Here is a 16,474-nt window from a genome sequence, read left to right as displayed (position 1 = left end):
CACCGGCTCACAGCTCGTGGCCGAGGACCTGTGCCAGGTCCTTCACCAGGTCGTACGCGGCATCCGGGATGACCGTGCCGGGCGGGAAGACCGCGGCGGCGCCCATGTCGCGCAGCGTCTGCACGTCCTGGGGCGGGATCACCCCGCCCACCACGACCGTGATGTCCTCGCGGTCCTCGGCCGCCAGCGCCTCGCGCAGCGCGGGCACCAGCGTCAGATGGCCGGCCGCCAGCGAGGACACCCCGACGATGTGCACGTCGGCCTCCACCGCCTGCCGCGCCACCTCGGCCGGGGTCTGGAACAGCGGGCCGACGTCCACGTCGAAGCCCAGGTCGGCGAAGGCGGTGGCGATCACCTTCTGGCCGCGGTCGTGGCCGTCCTGGCCCATCTTCGCCACCAGGATGCGCGGCCTGCGGCCTTCGGCGCGCTCGAACTCGGCCACCAGACCGCGGGTGCGCTCGACACCGGATGAGGGGCCCGCTTCGTCTCGGTACACACCGGAGATCGTACGGATCTGGCCGGAGTGCCGTCCGTAGACCGACTCCAGGGCGTCCGAGATCTCGCCGACCGTCGCCATCGCGCGGGCGGCGTCCACGGCGAGCGCCAGCAGGTTGCCCTCCAGGCCGTCGCCGGGCGGGGACGCCGCGGCCGTGGACAGCGCCCGCAGCGCGTCCTGGCACGCGCTCTCGTCGCGCTCCGCGCGCAGCCGCCGCAGCTTGTCGATCTGCTGGGCGCGCACCGCGGAGTTGTCGACCTTGAGGACGTCGATCTCCTCGTCGGTCTCCACCCGGTACTTGTTGACGCCGATCAGCGCCTGCCGGCCCGAGTCGATCCGCGCCTGGGTGCGGGCCGCGGCCTCCTCCACACGCAGCTTCGGGATGCCCGCGTCGATGGCCTTCGCCATGCCGCCGGCCGCCTCGACCTCCTCGATGTGCTGCCAGGCGCGCCGCGCCAGATCGTGGGTCAGCTTCTCGACGTACGCGCTGCCGCCCCACGGGTCGATGACCCGGCAGGTGCCCGACTCCTGCTGGAGGAAGAGCTGGGTGTTGCGGGCGATGCGGGCGGAGAAGTCCGTCGGCAGGGCGAGGGCCTCGTCGAGCGCGTTGGTGTGCAGCGACTGGGTGTGGCCCTGGGTCGCCGCCATCGCCTCCACGCATGTGCGCGTGACGTTGTTGAAGACGTCCTGCGCCGTCAGCGACCAGCCCGAGGTCTGCGAATGGGTGCGCAGTGAAAGGGACTTGGGGTTCTGCGGGTCGAACTGCTGGACAAGGCGGGCCCACAGCAGCCGGGCCGCGCGCAGCTTCGCGATCTCCATGAAGAAGTTCATGCCGATCGCCCAGAAGAAGGAGAGGCGAGGGGCGAAGGAGTCCACGTCCATGCCGGCCGCCATGCCCGCGCGCAGGTACTCCACGCCGTCGGCGAGGGTGTACGCCAGCTCCAGGTCGGCCGTCGCGCCCGCCTCCTGGATGTGATAGCCGGAGATCGAGATGGAGTTGTAGCGCGGCATCTTCTGCGAGGTGTACGCGAAGATGTCGGAGATGATCCGCATCGAGGGCTGCGGCGGATAGATGTAGGTGTTGCGGACCATGAACTCCTTGAGGATGTCGTTCTGGATGGTCCCGGCCAGCTTCTCGGGCGGCACGCCCTGTTCCTCGGCGGCCACGATGTAGAGGGCGAGAACGGGCAGCACCGCGCCGTTCATCGTCATCGACACCGTCATTTTGTCCAGCGGGATGCCATCGAAGAGCTGCCGCATGTCGTAGATCGAGTCGATCGCCACACCCGCCATGCCGACGTCGCCGGTGACCCGCGGATGGTCACTGTCGTAGCCGCGGTGGGTGGGCAGGTCGAAGGCGACCGACAGGCCCTTCTGGCCCGCCGCGAGGTTGCGGCGGTAGAAGGCGTTGGACTCCTCGGCGGTGGAGAAGCCGGCGTACTGCCGGATGGTCCACGGCTGGTTGACGTACATCGTCGGGTACGGGCCCCGCAGATACGGCGCGATCCCCGGGTAGGTGCCCAGGAAGTCCACGTCCGCCAGGTCCGCTTCCGTGTAGAGCGGCTTGACGTCGATGCCCTCGGGCGTCTCCCAGGTCAGGTCGTCGACACCCTTGCCGGTGGCCTGCTGCACCGCGTCGGCCCACTGCGCGGCGTCGCCGGCGGCGCCCGCGTCGCCGAGTTCCACGCCGCTGAAGTCCGGGATGACGCCCGCCTGTTGCGTCGTGCCGTCCATCACGCCACCTCCATGACATCCAGGGCCGAGGTGAGGGCCTCGACCGCATCGCAGCCCGCGAAGACGTACGCGTCCACGCCTGCCTTACCGAATTCCTCGCGCAACTCGCCCGGCTTGCCCGCCAGGACCACCCGCCGCGCCCCCGCCGCCTTCAGCGCAGCCGCGACACCGGCCGCCTGCTCGGCGTAGAGCGCGTCGCTCGCACACAGGCAGGCGATGCGGGCGCCGCTGGCGGCGAACGCGGCGGCAACCGACTGCGCGTCCACCGACGGGGGTTCCTGCACCGTCTCGATGCCGCCCGCCTGGAAGAGATTGCCGGCGAACGCCACCCGTGCGGTGTGCGCCGCAGCCGGACCCAGCGCCGCGACGAACACCTTCGGGCGCGACCCGGTGGCCGCCAGATGCGCGTCCGAACGGGCCCGCAGTGCCTCGTACGCATCGTCCCTGCGCACCCGCGGCAGCCCGCCGCGGGCCGGAACCGGCGCCGGGTCGCGGTGCACCGGAGGTTCGGCCAGGTGCGGGAACTCGCTGACACCGGTGATCGGTTCGCGGCGGGTGGCGAGCCCGCGGGACCTGTGCTCCCAGGTCGCCGCGAGCCGGCCTGACACCGCGCCGGACCGCAGGGCCGCGGCCTGGCCGCCCGCACCCTCGATCTCCTGGAACCAGGCCCAGGCCGCGCGGGCCAGCTCGTCCGTCAGCTTCTCGACGTACCAGGAGCCGCCCGCCGGGTCGATGACCTTCGACAGGTGCGACTCATCGAGGAGCACCGACTGGGTATTCCTGGCGATCCGGCGGGCGAACGCGTCCGGCACACCGAGCGCCGCGTCGAACGGCAGCACCGTCACCGCGTCCGCGCCGCCCACTCCGGCGGAAAGCCCGGCGACCGTGGTGCGCAGCATGTTCACCCACGGGTCGCGACGGGTCATCATCACCGACGAGGTGACCGCGTGCTGGCGCTGCGCGCGGGCGGCCGGCGAGGCGCCGCACACTTCGGCGACCCGCGCCCACAGCCGCCGGGCGGCGCGCAGCGTGGCGATGGTCAGGAACTGGTCGGCGGTGGCGGCGTAGCGGAACTCCAGCTGGCCGCAGGCGGCGTCGATGTCCATGCCCGCCGAGGTGAGGGCCCGCAGATAGGCGACGCCGGTGGCCAGCGAGCACGCCAGCTCCTCGGCGGCCGAGCCGCCCGCCTCGTGGTACGGCAGGGCGTCCACGGACAGCGCCCGCAGGCCGGGCGCCTGTGCCGCGCAGCGCACGGCGAGTTCCGCGGCGGCCGACAGGTGCGCGTCCAGGGCCGCGTCGCTGCCGCCGCGGGCGACGATGCCCAGCGGGTCGGCGCCGAGCGTGCCGGTCGCGGCGCCGAGCGGCACCCCCGCGGTGCCGTAGAGCCGCCACAGTTCATCGGCGGCGGCGGCGAAGTCCGCGCCCGCGTCCAGCGCCACCGCGGCCAGGTCCAGGTAGACGCCGTCAAGGGCTTGGGGGAGCGAGGCCACCGGGATCCCGTCGGCGCCGACGGTCAGCCACAGGGACGTCACGCCGTTCTCCAGGTCGGCGAGTACCGAGGCGTTGGCGCGGCGCGGATCGGTGTACGCCTGCCGCTGGCGGACGTCCCACCCGGACGCGGTGGTTCCTTCCGGGCGGCCGGCACGTACGAACGGGGGGAAGCCGGGGTAGCCGCCCGCCGTGCCGCCGTCATCGGCGGTGTACAGGGGGCGGACGCGGATGCCGTCCTGGAGGTCGGTGGCGAGGACGTCGTCGGGGGCGTCCTGCGTCGGGGTGACACCCGATTTGCGCAGCACGCCTTCGACGAGGCGCTGCCACTGCGCACGGTCGGCGTCCGGGAATGCGGCGGCCAGGGGGAGTTCGGGGGACTCGGCGGTCATGGCAGCAGGCTAGGCGAACGACCGTTAGCTGGAGCAGAGGCTCCTGCTGTGACCTTGCACTCGTTGACCTGGTGCCGGTCCGCACTCCGGAACGCGCGTCCGTGGCCCCCGAGGTGGCCGGTACGGTGGGCGCGGCACCCGACCGAGGAGCGGAATGTCCAGGACGACCACCGTGCGCCGGGTGACCGTCGCCCTCCTCGCCCTCGCCCTGCTCGCCGCCGTCGCGGCGCTGGCGCGGGCGCTGCCGGGAGCCGCACGGCAGCGGGACGCGGCCTGCGCGGGACGCTCCCTCGCCTCCTGGTCGGCCGACGCGGCGCGCACCGGGGAGTTCGCCCGCTACGGCGACCACGACACCCCCGCCGACGACTGGACAGGCGGCGACGGCACCCACTCGCTGCGGCTGCCCGACGGGCGGACGCTGTGGTTCTTCTCCGACACCTACCTCGACCGGGTGCATCCGCCGCCGAACCCCCGCGGCGAGCCGTACTCCTGGCGCACGGCCGACCACGGCGGCACCCCCTTCCTGCGGCACAACTCCGTGGTGGTGATGGACCGTTCGGGGCACCTGGAGCGGACGCTGACCGGCGGCGGGGCGGCTCCAGGGCCCTTCTTCCCCGACCCGCGGGGCGGCTGGCGCTGGCCGGTGCACGCGAGCGTGGAGCCCAGGGCGCCGGGCTCGGCCGACAAGGTCGTCCGGGTCCTGCTGTGGGACCGCGCCCCCGGCACCGGGCCCTGGGTCTTCGGGCAGCCGCGCGGCACCGAGGTCGCCACCCTCTCCCTCCCCGGCCTGCGTCTGGAGGGCATCAAGGAGACCGTCGGCCAGCGCGCCGTGGCCGACCCCGCCGAGCGGGTCCTCTACGGCACCGCGGCGGTCCGCGACGGCGGCTGGACGTACGTCTTCGGCGGCGACGACCCGCCGTCCGTGCCGGGTTCCAGCGCCTACCTCGCGCGGGTGCCCGACGGGCGCCTCGCCGACCGCGCCGCCTGGCGGTTCTGGGACGGCGCGCACTGGGCGCGGGGGCCGGGGAGCGCGGCGCCGGTGCTACGGGACGGCGGGCGGCGCGGGGTGGGCAGCTCGTTCACCGTGGTGCGCGACGGCGCCACCTGGGTGCTGGTCACCATGGACACCGGGGGGACAGGCGCGGCCGGCCTGTCGGACCTCACCAGCTACTGGGCCTGCTCGCCGCACGGCCCCTGGCACGGCCCGAACGGCCGCATCGCGCCGCCCCGCCCGCCCGGCGCCGACCCCAGGTACACCGCGGTCTACAACCCGCAGGCACACCCGGAGTTCAGCGCGTCGGGGCAGCTGCTGCTCAGCTACGACATCAACTGGATCGGCCCGCCAGGCGAGTCGCCCGACAGCCGCCTCAACGACAACGTCGGCCTCTACCGGCCGCGCTTCCTCCGGGTGCGGCTGGGACCGGCCGGCCCCTGACCCGCCCGCTACTTGCCGTGCCGCTCCCGCCAGGCGCGGGCCCGTGCGTCGATGTCGAAGGGTGTGAGCCGGAGCGGCGGGCCTTCGAGCGGGGTGCGCAGGGCGGCGCGGATCTTTTCGTTGACGGCCGTGAGGATGCGCCGCAGCGCCGCCTCCGTGGGGGCGTTCGCCGCGGCCTCATCCGCTTCCTCGGCCTCCTTGCGCAGGGCGAGCGAGGGCGGCAGGTAGGACAGGCTCTCGCGGGTCATCTTGTCCTTGACCCACCACATCTCGTCGTACGGCTGGTCGAGGTGCGGGAGGGGTTTGCCGACGCCGGGCAGTTCGGCGAAGTCACCCCGTTCCTGGGCCTCGCGGATCTGCTTGTCGATCCAGGACTCGAAGCTGACGCCGGGTGGTTTGCGCTCGGTCATCGCGTGAATCTCCCGAAGGTTCAGGGGCCTGCCGGACCTTTCCTTGGCACGCGGGTGCCTGTCTTCACGGTAGCGCGCGCCTCATTCGGACGAGGCGGGCGGCGAGCTCGCTGCCGGGGTCGGCTGGAGCACCGGGAACGCGGTGTTGCCGCCGCAGACCATCGGGCCGACGCGGTCACCGGAGCCGGTCAGGTTCACGATGACCTCACCCGGCGGCTTGTCGCCGGGGATCCGGGCGTTGGCCGCCGTGCACACCAGCTGGCTCAGCGACGCGGTGTCCAGCTTCCGCGGGGTCACGGGCAGCGCGATGTCGACCTTTCCGGCGCCGGTCTCCGCGGTCGGCCGGTCGGAGAGCTTGGGCAGGACGCTGGTCAGTCCGCGCTGCCGCTCGGCGTGGTTGGGCCCGTCCAGCAGCAGGTCGATCGCCTGCTGCGGGTCGACAGGTTCCTTCGCCGGACGGGTCGCCGAGCGCAGCCCCGCGGGCCCGTAGAAGAAGAGCTGGACATCGGCGTCCGGGCGGCCCGGTGCCTTCACCCCGGCGGCGGGCGCTCCGGCGTCGATGACGTCGGTCGGCGCGATCCCGCAGCCGGACAGCGCGGCTGCGGACCAGCCGGCCAGCAGCAGCCCGCCGAGTGTGATCCCCACGGTGCGCAGGGAGCGCGGCGCCCTCATGCGGTGGCCTTCTTCCCTGTGACGCCGGGGCGTGCGGGGGCCGGTCCTGGCGCGTCCCCGGTGCCTGCGGTCTCCGGCTCCGTCGTGGACGGCGCCGCGGGCCGCCCGGCCGCCTCCGCCTCCGTGCCGGTATCCGCCGCCGCGTGCCCGTCCGCCGGGTGTCCGTCCGGTGCCTCCTCGTCCGGCGTGTCCTCGTCCGTCGCGTGCCGGGGCAGTTCCACGGTGAACACCGCGCCGCCTTCGGGGGAGTTGGCCGCCCGTACCGAGCCGCCGTGCAGCCGGACGTTCTCCTGCGCGATGGCCAGCCCGAGGCCGCTGCCCTCGGAGCGGGCGCGGGCCGAATCGGCCTTGTAGAAGCGGTCGAAGACGTGCGGCAGCACCTCGGGGTCGATGCCGGGGCCGCTGTCGGCGATCTCGATGCGCAGGAGGTCGTCCCCGGGCGCCGGGGCGTACAGCCGCACCCGCACGGGATCGCCGCCGTGGTGCAGGGCGTTGCCCACGAGGTTGGCGACCACCACGTCGAGCCGCCGCGGGTCAAGACGGGCGCGCACGGCGGCGGGCAGGTCGGCCGTCACCCGGTCCTGCCAGGCGCGTGCCTGCAAGGTCTTGCGGATGGTCTCGGCCACGTCCACCTCGTCCGGGTGCAGGGCCGCGGCCCCCGCGTCGAACCGTGACACCTCCATCAGGTCCTCCACCATGCGCGCCAGCTTCCCGGTCTCCTGGCTGATCAGCCGCACGGCGGACGCGGTGTCAGGGTCCAGCGCGTCGGCGTCCTCGTCGAGCACGTCGGTGACCGCGGTCATCGCCGCCAGCGGTGTCCGCAGCTCGTGCGACACATCGGCGGCGAACCGCCGGGAGTTGGACTCAAGACGCCGCAGCTCCGCCACGTTCTCCTCCAGCTTCGCCGCCATGTCGTTGAACGACCGGGAAAGATCGGCGAGTTCGTCGGTTCCCTTGACCTCCAAGCGGGTGTCCAGCTTCCCCTCGGCGAGCCGCCCGGCCGCCTGCCGCAGCCCCCGTACGGGACGCAGCACGCCCCGGGCGGCCAGCAGCGCGGGGATCACGGACAGCGCGAGCACCGGCAGCGCACCTCGCTGCGCCGCGCTCACCAGCGCCTCGACGTTGGCCTCCTCGGCGTTCAGCGGCAGCTGCGCGTAGACGGACAGCGCGGACGCCCGGCCGTCGGTCTGGCGCACCGGCATGCCGATCAGCAGCCAGGGATCGCCGCCGCGGTCGACGCGCTGGAAGGCGGGCACATGGCGGGTCTCGACCGACTTGCGCAGGTCGGCCGGCACCACGACGCTGCCGCTCAGCGGGGACGCGCCGCCGTCCGGCGCGCCGCGGTAGTGCACCGAGATGTCCCAGTCGCGGGACTTCCCCGACCGCTCCAGCTGCCCCCGGAACGAGTCGAGGTCCGCGCGCGCGGGCGGCACCGCGAGTTCGGGGGCCAGCGAGTTGATCTGTGCGCGCAGGTCGTTGACCGCGATGTCCTGGGAGCGCTGGAGGATGGCGTTGCGGGCCTCGCGGTACGTCAGACCTGCGGTGGTCAGCGCGCTGACGGCGGCCACCAGCAGGAAGGCGACGACGAGCCTGGCCCGCAGGCCGCGCAGCAGCGAGCGGGGCGGTACGAGCCTGCGGGGGCGCCTCACAGGGGACCGAAGCGGTAACCGAAGCCGCGCACGGTCTGGACGTAGCGGGGGCTGCGCGGGGTGTCCTCTATCTTCGTCCGCAGCCGCATCACACAGGCGTCCACCAGCCGCGCGTCACCGTGGTAACTGTGCTCCCAGACGTGCTCCAGGAGCTGCTGGCGGCTGAAGACCTGGCCGGGTGTGGCGGACAGGAACAGCAGCAGCTTCATCTCCGAGGGGGCGAGTGCCAGATCCTGGCCGCTCTTGGCGACGACCAGGCCCGCGCGGTCTATCGCCAGCTCGCCGTACGACTCGACGGGGGCGTGACCGGTCTCGGCTGCGGCGCTGCCGTCGGCGGGCAGCGCGGTGCGCCGCAGCACCGCGCGCATCCGGGCCTCCAGGACCTCGCCGCGTGCCGGTTTGACGATGTAGTCGTCGGCGCCGGCCTCCAGACCGAGCACCACGTCGAGGTCTTCGCCGCGGGCGGTGAGCATGATGATCGGCAGCTGCCGCTCGGCGCGGATCAGCCGGCAGACCTCGAAGCCGTCCTTGCCGGGGAGCATCAGGTCCAACAGGACGATGTCGGGCCGGAATCCCGGCAGGACGTCGAGCCCTTCCTCGCCACTGCCCGCAGCCGCCACTTCGTGGCCGCGCCGCCGCAGCGCGAGCGAGACTCCGTCCCGTACGGCGGCGTCGTCCTCGATCAGAAGTACACGTGGCATGGGCCCAGTATCAATAACTTTCATGATGGATCGGTAACAGGAGCATCCTGACCGGTTTCCAGCGCATCTGTCGTAGTGCAGGGCGGCGCGTGGGTGGCAGCACGCGGAGCCGCCGGACCGCACACGGACATGAACACAGCGCGAGGGACGGGATCGACATGGCACGGCGCTTCGGGGTCGAAGGCAGCATCATCGGAGCAGCCGCGGCGGGGGTGGTGGCGCTCGCGGTCGCGGGGGTGCTCACCTTCACGCAGCTGGGGGGCTCCGAAACGGCCCAGGCGGAGAGCGTCGACACCGGCAGGCAGAAGGCCGCGCAGCCCGAGACCCGCAAGGTGGACCCGTCGATCGTGCACGCGTCGGACCGTCCGGGGCGGAGCCTGAACATCACCATCGACGACGGACCCGACCCGGTGTGGACGCCGAAGGTCCTGGAGGTCCTGAAGAAGCACCATGTCTCCGCGGTGTTCTGCATGATCGGGCCGCAGGCGAAGGCCCATCCCGACCTCGTCAAGCAGGTGGTCGCCGCGGGCCACCGGCTCTGCGACCACACCATCAGCCACAACACCGGCATGGACCACCGGCCGGAGAGCTACCAGGCGCAGCAGATACTCGACGCCCAGAAGATGATCGAGGACGCGGCGGGCGGCACCCGGGTCGACTACTACCGCGCCCCCGGCGGCGCGTTCACGCCGTACAGCCGGAAGCTGGCGGCCGGCCACGGGATGCGCCCGCTGGGCTGGAACATCGACAGCAAGGACTTCGAGGGCGGCAGCGTCGCGACCATCGAGGCGACGGTGCGCGGCGAGCTGCCCAACGGGCCGACGGTGCTCTTCCACGACGGCGGCGGCGACCGGTCGCGGACCGTCGTGGCCCTGGACCAACTGCTGTCCGAGCTGCGGCAGCAGGGCTACGGCTTCGGCTTCCCGCAGCGCTGAGGGACCGGCCGCGGTGCCGGGCCGCCGCGGGCGGGAGCCGGTGGCCCGCCCGCGGCGGTTCACGCGGCGCCGAAGAGCGCGGCGAGCCCGCCGTCGACGTCCAGATGCGCCTGCTCCTGCCCCGCGGGAACCGCCGCGTACGAGCGGGCGAGGAAGCGCTGCACATCGGCCGTTCTCATCTGCACCATGGCGACGCCCTCGTCCGCGTGGAACTCCATGACCGTGCGCTCCGGGCCGTACGGCCGCACCCGTACGTCGCCCCGGCCCGCGGGGGTGTGCAGCCCCTCGGCCAGCAGTTCGCGGGCGAACGCCCAGTCCACCGCCGCGCCGTCGAGGGAGATCTCCGGCGGGAACGACATCCGGACCGCGAGCGGGTCGGCGGGCTGGTAGTGCAGCACAGCCGGTACCGCGTGCGGGCCGGGCGCGGTCGCGATGAGACGGACCTGTACGGCTTGGTCGATGACACTGGTGGGCATCGCGGCTGCTCCCTCACGGCTGTCGGTTCATGGGCACGGCTCACCCTCTAGGACGGTCGGGACGGGCTCGTCGTGCACGCGACAGGTGTGTGATCTGCGTCATGGGACGAATCGACGCCGGGGAACGGGGTAACCGCAGGGGCCGGGAAACCGCTCACCGGCCCGCGCGTCAGCCGTCCGCGGGCCGGTCCGGGTGCAGCAGGAACGCGTCGATGATGCCCGGCGCCGTGTCCGCGGCGAAGGCCGGTGCGTCCGCCGCGGCGAGATCCGGAATGCGGTACCCGCCCTCACCTGCGGCCACCGCCGCGGTCAGCGTCACCAGGCCGGACCGGCGGCCGGCCGGCGTACTGGTGAAGGTCCACGCCGCGATGGCCGCGCGCTCCAGCGCGAGGGTGTCCCGGCTGAACGTGCCCGAGCGGACGACGAGATGACGGCCGTGCACCCCGTGCCCCAGGTTGCGGTACGCGTCCCGGGCCAGCCACAGCACGGCCGGCGTGGTCACCGCGGCGTAGATCCAGGCGGCGTGCAGCAGTACGGGCGCGAAGGCCAGGTCCGCCCCGGCGAGCGCCAGGCCCGACCCGGCGAGCACCAGGGCGCCGGGCAGCACCGCCCACAGCAGCCCCCGCAGTTGCCGCCTGCGCAGCGCGGCCCGCGGGTGCCGCGCCAGGACGGGCCGGGCGGGAACGGCGGCGGGCGGCGAGGGCCGTCCTGACCTCTCCGCGCCCGACCTCTCCGCGCCGGGCGCATCCGCGGCGGACTCCGGGTCGGGGAACGGCGAGCGCAGGGTGCCGCCCGCCACCCGCAGCGCCACCGGGCGGGGCGCGGGCGGCAGTACCGCGCTGCGCCTGCGGTTCTCCTCGCGGTTGCCGAGGCCGCCCGCGACCGCCCGGACCAGTGCGCCGCCGCCGGCCCGCAGCAGCAGCGGCTCCTGCAGCAGCACGCCGCGCAGCCGGGCCCGTTCGATGGTGACCGCGCGGGTGGTGAAGAGCCCCCGCCGTATGCGCAAGGTGCGTGAATCCGCCCATTCCAGGCGGTAGTTCCACCAGTTCTCCGTGTAGAGGGCGGTCGCGCCGATCGCGCCGGCGGTGAGGACGGCGAGCAGGGCCGCGGGAATCGTCAGCCACAGCAGGCTGCTGCCGAACTCCTCGGCCGCGCGCCGGACCGGGCCGAGCTTCCACAGCTCGATGCCCATGCCGTCCAGCACCCGGTAGACCGTGCCGACCGCGACGAAGACGCCGCCGACGACCCAGAACGTCAGCGGCGCGTACCGCAGCCACCGCGGGCTGAACCGGGCCAGCAGTGGATCGCCCGCGGTCGCCCCGGTGTCCGCGCGCGCGAGCAGTTCGGCGCGCAGCTTCCCGGCTGCGGCGACCGTGAGCGCCTCCAGGGACAGCGCGCCGCCGCTTTCGGACGGGCTCGCGGTGCCGGCCCGCAGGACGGTGACGCCCAGCAGGCGGTGCAGGGGAGTGGCCGTCAGGTCGACGGTGCGGATGCGGTGCAGCGGCACGCTGCGCAGCCGCCGGGTCAGCAGCCCGCTGCGCACCTCGAACGACTCGTCGGTGACGCGGAATGCGGTACGGGCCCAGCGGATCAGGCCGACGCAGGTGACGACGGCGAAGGAGGCGGCGACGGCGGCCAGCGTGATCCACGCGCCGGTGGTGATCCGGCCGCCGGTGGCCAGCGCGGTCAGCCCGAGCGAGCCGAGCGGCGCGGCGAGCCAGCCGCAGTGCACCAGCAGGGTGCGCGGGTCCAGCCGGCGCCAGGGTGCGGGGTTCCGGGGGGCGGTGCCGCTCATGCCGCGTCACCCCGGATGTCCTGCGCGGCCTCGCCGATCCGCTGGGACAGCGCCTCGGCGTCGGCGTCGGACAGCCCGGCGATCGTGATGTCCCCGGCGGTGGACGCGGTGGTGACGGTGACCGTGGCAAGACCGTACCGGCGCTGGAGCGGGCCGCGCAGCGTGTCGACCGTCTGCACCCGGGACAGCGGGGCGATCCGGCGCCGCTGCCGGAACCAGCCGGCCGACGCGTACACGGCCAGGTCGCCCAGCTCCCAGGCGTGCACCGCGTACCGCCACCGCGGCATCACGAGGAGGTATGCCAGGGCGGGCAGTACGAGCGCCACGAACAGCAGCGGGCCGAGCCAGGGCAGCGCGCCGGGGAAGAACAGGACGGCGCAGGTGGCGAGCGCCAGCGCGGTGAGCAGCAGCGGTCCGCTGAGCGTCAGCAGCGCCTGGGCCGTCCACCAGCGCCGGGCGCGGGGATCGACGCGGTGGCGCGGTGGGCGCAGCTGCGGGCGGGCGGGCCCGGTGGCGGGCGGAACGGCAGGTGGCACGGCGAGCTCCCCGTTTCCAAGTCAATCGTATTGGAGAGCGGTACGTTATAACGGTACGAGCGACTTGTAAAAGCGGGGGACGTGACCGAGGGAGGGCGCGGGTGCCCAAGAAGGTGGACCACGAGACCAGGCGCAGGGAGATCTCCGAAGCGCTCTGGCGGATCGCGAGCACCCGGGGTCTGGACGGCGCGAGCCTGCGCGATGTCGCGGCCGAGGCCGGCATCTCGCTCGGCAGGCTCCAGCACTACTTCCGCACCAAGGACGAAATGCTCGGCTTCGCCCTGCGGCACATCAACGAGCTGGCCGACCGGCGGATCCGCGACCGCATCGCCGCCATGGCGGAGGAACCGACGCCGCGCGCCGTGCTGCGCGCCTGCCTGTCGGGCATGCTCCCGCTCGACGACAAGAGTCGCACCGGACTCCTCGTCGGCGCCGCCTACTTCGTCCGCGCCGTGCACGACGAAAGCCTGCGCGCGGAGGCGAAGGAAGGCATCCCCCGCCTCCGCGCCTTCTTCGCCGGCCAGCTGCGCCGCGCGGCGGAGCGCGGCGAACTCCCGCCCGGCCGGGACACCGATGACGAGGCGATGCTCCTGATCAGCCTCGTCGACGGCCTCGCCACCTACGTCCTGCTGGACGTCCACCCGCCCGAGAAGGCGCTCCAGCTCCTCGACCTGCACCTGGCGAACCTCTTCGGCACCAGGCCACCGGACGCCACGGACTGACCCGCTCCCGGCACCCGGCCCGTGACCTGCGGCTACGCCTCGCGCAGCAGTGCCGCCAGATCGCCGTCGACGTCCAGATGCCGGGCCTCGTCACCCCGGGCGACGAGCCCGTACGCCATGGACAGGAAGCACCGCAGATCCCGCGCCTCGAACTGGACCATCGCCACCCCCTCGACGGTGTGGAACTCGGCCATGACGGTGCGCGGCCCGCAGGGCCAGAAGTGCACGTCGCCGACGCCGACTGGCCCCCGCAGCCCTTCCGTCAGCAGCTCGCGGGCGAAGGTCCACGCCACCTCGGCGCCGTCCAGGGACGCCTGCGGCGGGAACACCACCCGGACCGCGTAGGGGTCCGCCGGGTCGTAACGCAGCGCCGTGGGGATCTGCTGGGACCGTGGCTCGCTCGCGATGAGGCGGGCCTGGACGGCGTGGTCGATGACGGTGGGCATCGCCGGCTCCCTTGCGTTCGGTGCGCTTCCTTGTCCCTTCGATGCGCGAGTGTCCGCCGCGTCACGCCCCTACGCCGCATTCCTGAGTGAGCTGCGTCACGGAGCGGTGCGCGCGGGGCGCGAATCCCGGGCCGGGCCGCTCAGTCCATCAGGCTGCCAAGCCGCCCTTCGAGCACGACCAGCAACTCGGCGAGCCCGTCGGAGAGTTGGTGCTGCCGCTGAGCGCCGATGCCGTCGAGCAGGGCCGCTTCGTAGCCCAGCTGCTCGGGCAGCAGCCGGTCGATGACGTCGCGGCCCTCGTCGGTGAGGGAGAGGTGGGCGACCCGGCGGTCCCGGTCGTCGGGCCTGCGGACGATCAGGCCGCGCGTCTCCAGCTGCCGCACCCGCTTGGTGACGGCGGCGCCGGACGCGAAGGTCTCGCGGGCGATCCGGCCGGGTGTCAGCTCGCGGTCCATCCGGCGCAGGGTGCCCAGAATGTCGAACTCGGCGCGGGTGAGGCCGGCCCGCCGCAACGGGGCGTCGGCCGCCTGCTGGAGCAGCGCCGAACAGCGGTTGAGCCGCCCGATCAGCGCCATCGGGCCGGTGTCGAGCCCCGGGTGCACCTGCTGCCACTGACGCAGCACTCCCGCGACGATGTCCTCGGCCACCCGGGCTCTCCTCTCGGCCTGCCGTACGGAGCCTTCGCCCGCCGCCGTACGTCCCACACCTGCCGTACGTCCTCGGCTGCCGTACGTCCCCCAATTGTGCCTGTCGGGCACGCGGGTGCCCGCACGGGTCAGGCGACCGGCACCGGCCGCGCGAGCCGCCGGGCGAGCTGCGCCAGCGTGCGGTGCCCCTGCTGCTCGGCGTGGGTGACCCGCTCTTCCGGGAGGGCGCGCTGCCACCACTCGCCGGACGCCACGTCGACGGCCTCCCGCAGCTCGGCGAGGCAGGCGGCGAGCCGGTCGCGGGCCCAGCCGGTCTCCAGCGTGTCCTCCGCACCCGGCGCGGGATCCGAGGCGAGCAGCCGTTGCGCCGTGGCCGTGGCCGAGGCGACGCGGTCCAGCGCGCCGTGGATCCGGTCGGTGGCGCGGCGGTTGGTGACCAGCACGCAGCAGGCCAGGCCCACCACGGCGCCGACCAGGGTGTCGATCCAGCGGTCGGCGACGAGCGTGCGGGCCGGCAGCGGGTTGCCGAACTCGGTGAGCAGCAGCGCCATGGGCGTCACACAGACCGAGCCGAGCCAGTAGTTGCGGGTGATCCACGCCTCCGCGCCGAGCTGGAAGAGCAGGGCGAGGCCGATCATCGTGAGGTGGCCGGCGTGGATCAGCGGCAGCAGCGCGGTGAACAGCAGCAGCCCGAGCAGATTGCCCAGGGTGCGTTGCAGCGCACGCTGCCAGGACAGTGTGGTGTTGGCCTGGAAGACCGAGGCCGCGGTCACCACCGCCCAGTAGGGGTGGCCGACGCCGAGCGCCATCGAGGCCCAGCCCGCCAGCGCGCAGCCCGCCGCGACCCGCAGGCCGACCGGCAGCAGCGGAGAGCCGGGCGCGAGCGCGGCGGCCAGGGCGCGGAATCCGCGCGGCCGTCCGGGCGCGGGCCGCCGCGGCCCGTCCGGGACCGTCGGATACGGGTCCAGGCCCGCGGACTCCGTGGTGACGCCGTCGAGTTCCTCGCGCTGCGCCGCCGAGAGCGGCACATCGGGGAGCGGCCCGCCGCCGCGTACCTCGCGCGCCCAGCCGCCGAGCAGCTTCGCCTCTCCCGCCGCCGTGCCGCCGCCGGGACCGGCCGGGCCTTCCAGGGCCGATTCGGCGCGGATGAGCAGCCGTTCGAGTCCGGTCCGTGCGGCGGCCTTGGCGGGGGTGCGGGCGGGCACGAGGAAGAGGGTGTGCCAGGCGGCGTTCACGGCGCCCGCGGTCGCCTGCCGTGCCTGTGCGGCCGGTCCGCCCGCGGGGTCCGTGCGCAGCAGGGCTGCCGCCGCCTCCAGGGCGCGGGCGGTGGCGATGCGCTCCGGGCCGCGCGGCCGGATCAGCGCCGGTGCCGTGCAGACCAGCCAGGCCAGCGCACCGGCTCCCAGCGCCAGCGCCAGGTGCAGTGGGATCTGGCCCGTCCGCTGGGGCACGAAGAAGGCCGACGCCGCGATGAAGGTGAAGATGAGATTGCCGGGCGGGCCGATCCGGGTCGCGTCGCAGACCATCTTGTGGACCGCCGCGAGCAGCGAGGCCAGCACCACCAGCAGGGCGGTGGAGGTGAGCTGGGACGCGGCCGTCAGGGCGGCGCCCAGGCTCGCGACCATGCCGGCCACCACCCACGGCAGGGTGCGGGCCCGCGCCGCGTACGGCAGGCCGTGCCCGTACAGCGCGCACATCGCCCCGGCCGATGTGTAGAGGACCAGATCCATCCGGCCCAGCGCGAACAGCGTCAGGTCGGGGACGGCCATCGCGACGACCGCGCTGAGCGCGGGCTTGTGCCAGATGTCGACGGGCCGGCGCAGTCGTACGGTGCTGCGCACCGGCAGCGGCCGGGCGCGCACGCCGCCTCCCGGCGCGTGCGTGACCCACGTCCTCGTCGGCCTGGCATGCTTTCCCATGCCCTAAACGTTAACAGGTGT

Annotated in this window: 15 protein-coding genes; 3 read left to right on the top strand and 12 right to left on the bottom strand. The window is 73.8% G+C overall.

Features of this window, described 5'->3' with window-relative positions; genetic code table 11:
• Positions 1-7: 7 nt before the first annotated feature.
• Both scpA and ACGFNI_RS08395 read right to left on the bottom strand, forming a co-directional pair.
• Positions 8-2,230, bottom strand: a complete 2,223-nt coding sequence (gene scpA, locus ACGFNI_RS08400; RefSeq protein WP_393681795.1) for a methylmalonyl-CoA mutase — start codon at positions 2,228-2,230, stop codon at positions 8-10.
• Positions 2,230-4,110: a methylmalonyl-CoA mutase family protein gene (locus ACGFNI_RS08395; RefSeq protein WP_393681794.1), complete on the bottom strand. Its 1,881-nt coding sequence runs from the start codon at positions 4,108-4,110 to the stop codon at positions 2,230-2,232. Before ACGFNI_RS08395 ends, scpA begins: the two co-directional genes overlap by 1 nt.
• Before the next feature lie 154 nt (positions 4,111-4,264).
• Here ACGFNI_RS08395 and ACGFNI_RS08390 point away from each other — a divergent pair, with 154 nt between their 5' ends.
• Positions 4,265-5,545: a DUF4185 domain-containing protein gene (locus tag ACGFNI_RS08390; RefSeq protein WP_393681792.1), complete on the top strand. Its 1,281-nt coding sequence runs from the start codon at positions 4,265-4,267 to the stop codon at positions 5,543-5,545.
• A gap of 8 nt (positions 5,546-5,553) precedes the next feature.
• Here the strand turns inward: ACGFNI_RS08390 and ACGFNI_RS08385 are convergent, their stop codons facing one another.
• The 4 genes from ACGFNI_RS08385 to ACGFNI_RS08370 form a co-directional block, all read right to left on the bottom strand.
• Positions 5,554-5,955, bottom strand: a complete 402-nt coding sequence (locus tag ACGFNI_RS08385; RefSeq protein WP_393681790.1) for a DUF1992 domain-containing protein — start codon at positions 5,953-5,955, stop codon at positions 5,554-5,556.
• An 81-nt stretch (positions 5,956-6,036) separates the two neighbouring features.
• The gene (locus ACGFNI_RS08380) at positions 6,037-6,627 is read right to left on the bottom strand and encodes a hypothetical protein (RefSeq protein WP_393681789.1); all 591 of its coding nucleotides are present in this window, start codon (positions 6,625-6,627) and stop codon (positions 6,037-6,039) included.
• Entirely contained in the window at positions 6,624-8,276 is a 1,653-nt protein-coding gene (locus ACGFNI_RS08375) for an ATP-binding protein (RefSeq protein WP_393681787.1), read from the bottom strand. Before ACGFNI_RS08375 ends, ACGFNI_RS08380 begins: the two co-directional genes overlap by 4 nt.
• Entirely contained in the window at positions 8,273-8,977 is a 705-nt protein-coding gene (locus tag ACGFNI_RS08370; protein ID WP_393681785.1) for a response regulator, read from the bottom strand. Before ACGFNI_RS08370 ends, ACGFNI_RS08375 begins: the two co-directional genes overlap by 4 nt.
• Positions 8,978-9,135: 158 nt before the next feature.
• Here ACGFNI_RS08370 and ACGFNI_RS08365 point away from each other — a divergent pair, with 158 nt between their 5' ends.
• A complete protein-coding gene (locus tag ACGFNI_RS08365) occupies positions 9,136-9,912 on the top strand; it encodes a polysaccharide deacetylase family protein (RefSeq protein ID WP_393681783.1) in 777 nt (258 codons plus the stop codon).
• Between the two features lie 59 nt (positions 9,913-9,971).
• Here the strand turns inward: ACGFNI_RS08365 and ACGFNI_RS08360 are convergent, their stop codons facing one another.
• From ACGFNI_RS08360 to ACGFNI_RS08350, 3 genes are all read right to left on the bottom strand, one after another.
• Complete coding sequence (locus ACGFNI_RS08360) at positions 9,972-10,388, bottom strand: SsgA family sporulation/cell division regulator (protein WP_393681782.1); 417 nt, start codon at positions 10,386-10,388, stop codon at positions 9,972-9,974.
• A 169-nt stretch (positions 10,389-10,557) separates the two neighbouring features.
• The gene (locus tag ACGFNI_RS08355) at positions 10,558-12,183 is read right to left on the bottom strand and encodes a PH domain-containing protein (protein ID WP_393681781.1); all 1,626 of its coding nucleotides are present in this window, start codon (positions 12,181-12,183) and stop codon (positions 10,558-10,560) included.
• Positions 12,180-12,719, bottom strand: a complete 540-nt coding sequence (locus tag ACGFNI_RS08350) for a PH domain-containing protein (RefSeq protein WP_393681779.1) — start codon at positions 12,717-12,719, stop codon at positions 12,180-12,182. Before ACGFNI_RS08350 ends, ACGFNI_RS08355 begins: the two co-directional genes overlap by 4 nt.
• 101 nt (positions 12,720-12,820) lie before the next feature.
• On the opposite strand from ACGFNI_RS08350, the gene ACGFNI_RS08345 reads away from it, so the two are divergent.
• A complete protein-coding gene (locus ACGFNI_RS08345) occupies positions 12,821-13,441 on the top strand; it encodes a TetR/AcrR family transcriptional regulator (protein ID WP_393681777.1) in 621 nt (206 codons plus the stop codon).
• 32 nt (positions 13,442-13,473) lie between these two features.
• On the opposite strand, the gene ACGFNI_RS08340 is transcribed toward ACGFNI_RS08345, so the two are convergent.
• The 3 genes from ACGFNI_RS08340 to ACGFNI_RS08330 form a co-directional block, all read right to left on the bottom strand.
• Positions 13,474-13,887: an SsgA family sporulation/cell division regulator gene (locus ACGFNI_RS08340; protein ID WP_393681776.1), complete on the bottom strand. Its 414-nt coding sequence runs from the start codon at positions 13,885-13,887 to the stop codon at positions 13,474-13,476.
• A gap of 140 nt (positions 13,888-14,027) precedes the next feature.
• The gene (locus tag ACGFNI_RS08335; RefSeq protein ID WP_393681775.1) at positions 14,028-14,534 is read right to left on the bottom strand and encodes a MarR family winged helix-turn-helix transcriptional regulator; all 507 of its coding nucleotides are present in this window, start codon (positions 14,532-14,534) and stop codon (positions 14,028-14,030) included.
• Positions 14,535-14,662: 128 nt separating this feature from the next.
• A complete protein-coding gene (locus ACGFNI_RS08330; protein ID WP_393681773.1) occupies positions 14,663-16,453 on the bottom strand; it encodes an FUSC family protein in 1,791 nt (596 codons plus the stop codon).
• Positions 16,454-16,474 lie beyond the last annotated feature (21 nt).

Source organism: Streptomyces sp. NPDC048644 (assembly GCF_043199105.1).
Lineage (GTDB): Bacteria > Actinomycetota > Actinomycetes > Streptomycetales > Streptomycetaceae > Streptomyces.
The sequence above is the reverse complement of the archived record's forward strand: the minus strand, read 5'-3'. Positions and strand labels throughout refer to the sequence as shown.

Bases quoted from the DNA above. Each gene is read 5' to 3' on its own strand.
- scpA (WP_393681795.1), bottom strand. From the start codon at position 2,230: ATGGACGGCACGACGCAACAGGCGGGCGTCATCCCGGACTTCAGCGGC.
- ACGFNI_RS08395 (WP_393681794.1), bottom strand. From the start codon at position 4,110: ATGACCGCCGAGTCCCCCGAACTCCCCCTGGCCGCCGCATTCCCGGAC.
- ACGFNI_RS08390 (WP_393681792.1), top strand. From the start codon at position 4,265: ATGTCCAGGACGACCACCGTGCGCCGGGTGACCGTCGCCCTCCTCGCC.
- ACGFNI_RS08385 (WP_393681790.1), bottom strand. From the start codon at position 5,955: ATGACCGAGCGCAAACCACCCGGCGTCAGCTTCGAGTCCTGGATCGAC.
- ACGFNI_RS08380 (WP_393681789.1), bottom strand. From the start codon at position 6,627: ATGAGGGCGCCGCGCTCCCTGCGCACCGTGGGGATCACACTCGGCGGG.
- ACGFNI_RS08370 (WP_393681785.1), bottom strand. From the start codon at position 8,977: ATGCCACGTGTACTTCTGATCGAGGACGACGCCGCCGTACGGGACGGA.
- ACGFNI_RS08365 (WP_393681783.1), top strand. From the start codon at position 9,136: ATGGCACGGCGCTTCGGGGTCGAAGGCAGCATCATCGGAGCAGCCGCG.
- ACGFNI_RS08360 (WP_393681782.1), bottom strand. From the start codon at position 10,388: ATGCCCACCAGTGTCATCGACCAAGCCGTACAGGTCCGTCTCATCGCG.
- ACGFNI_RS08355 (WP_393681781.1), bottom strand. From the start codon at position 12,183: ATGAGCGGCACCGCCCCCCGGAACCCCGCACCCTGGCGCCGGCTGGAC.
- ACGFNI_RS08340 (WP_393681776.1), bottom strand. From the start codon at position 13,887: ATGCCCACCGTCATCGACCACGCCGTCCAGGCCCGCCTCATCGCGAGC.
- ACGFNI_RS08330 (WP_393681773.1), bottom strand. From the start codon at position 16,453: ATGGGAAAGCATGCCAGGCCGACGAGGACGTGGGTCACGCACGCGCCG.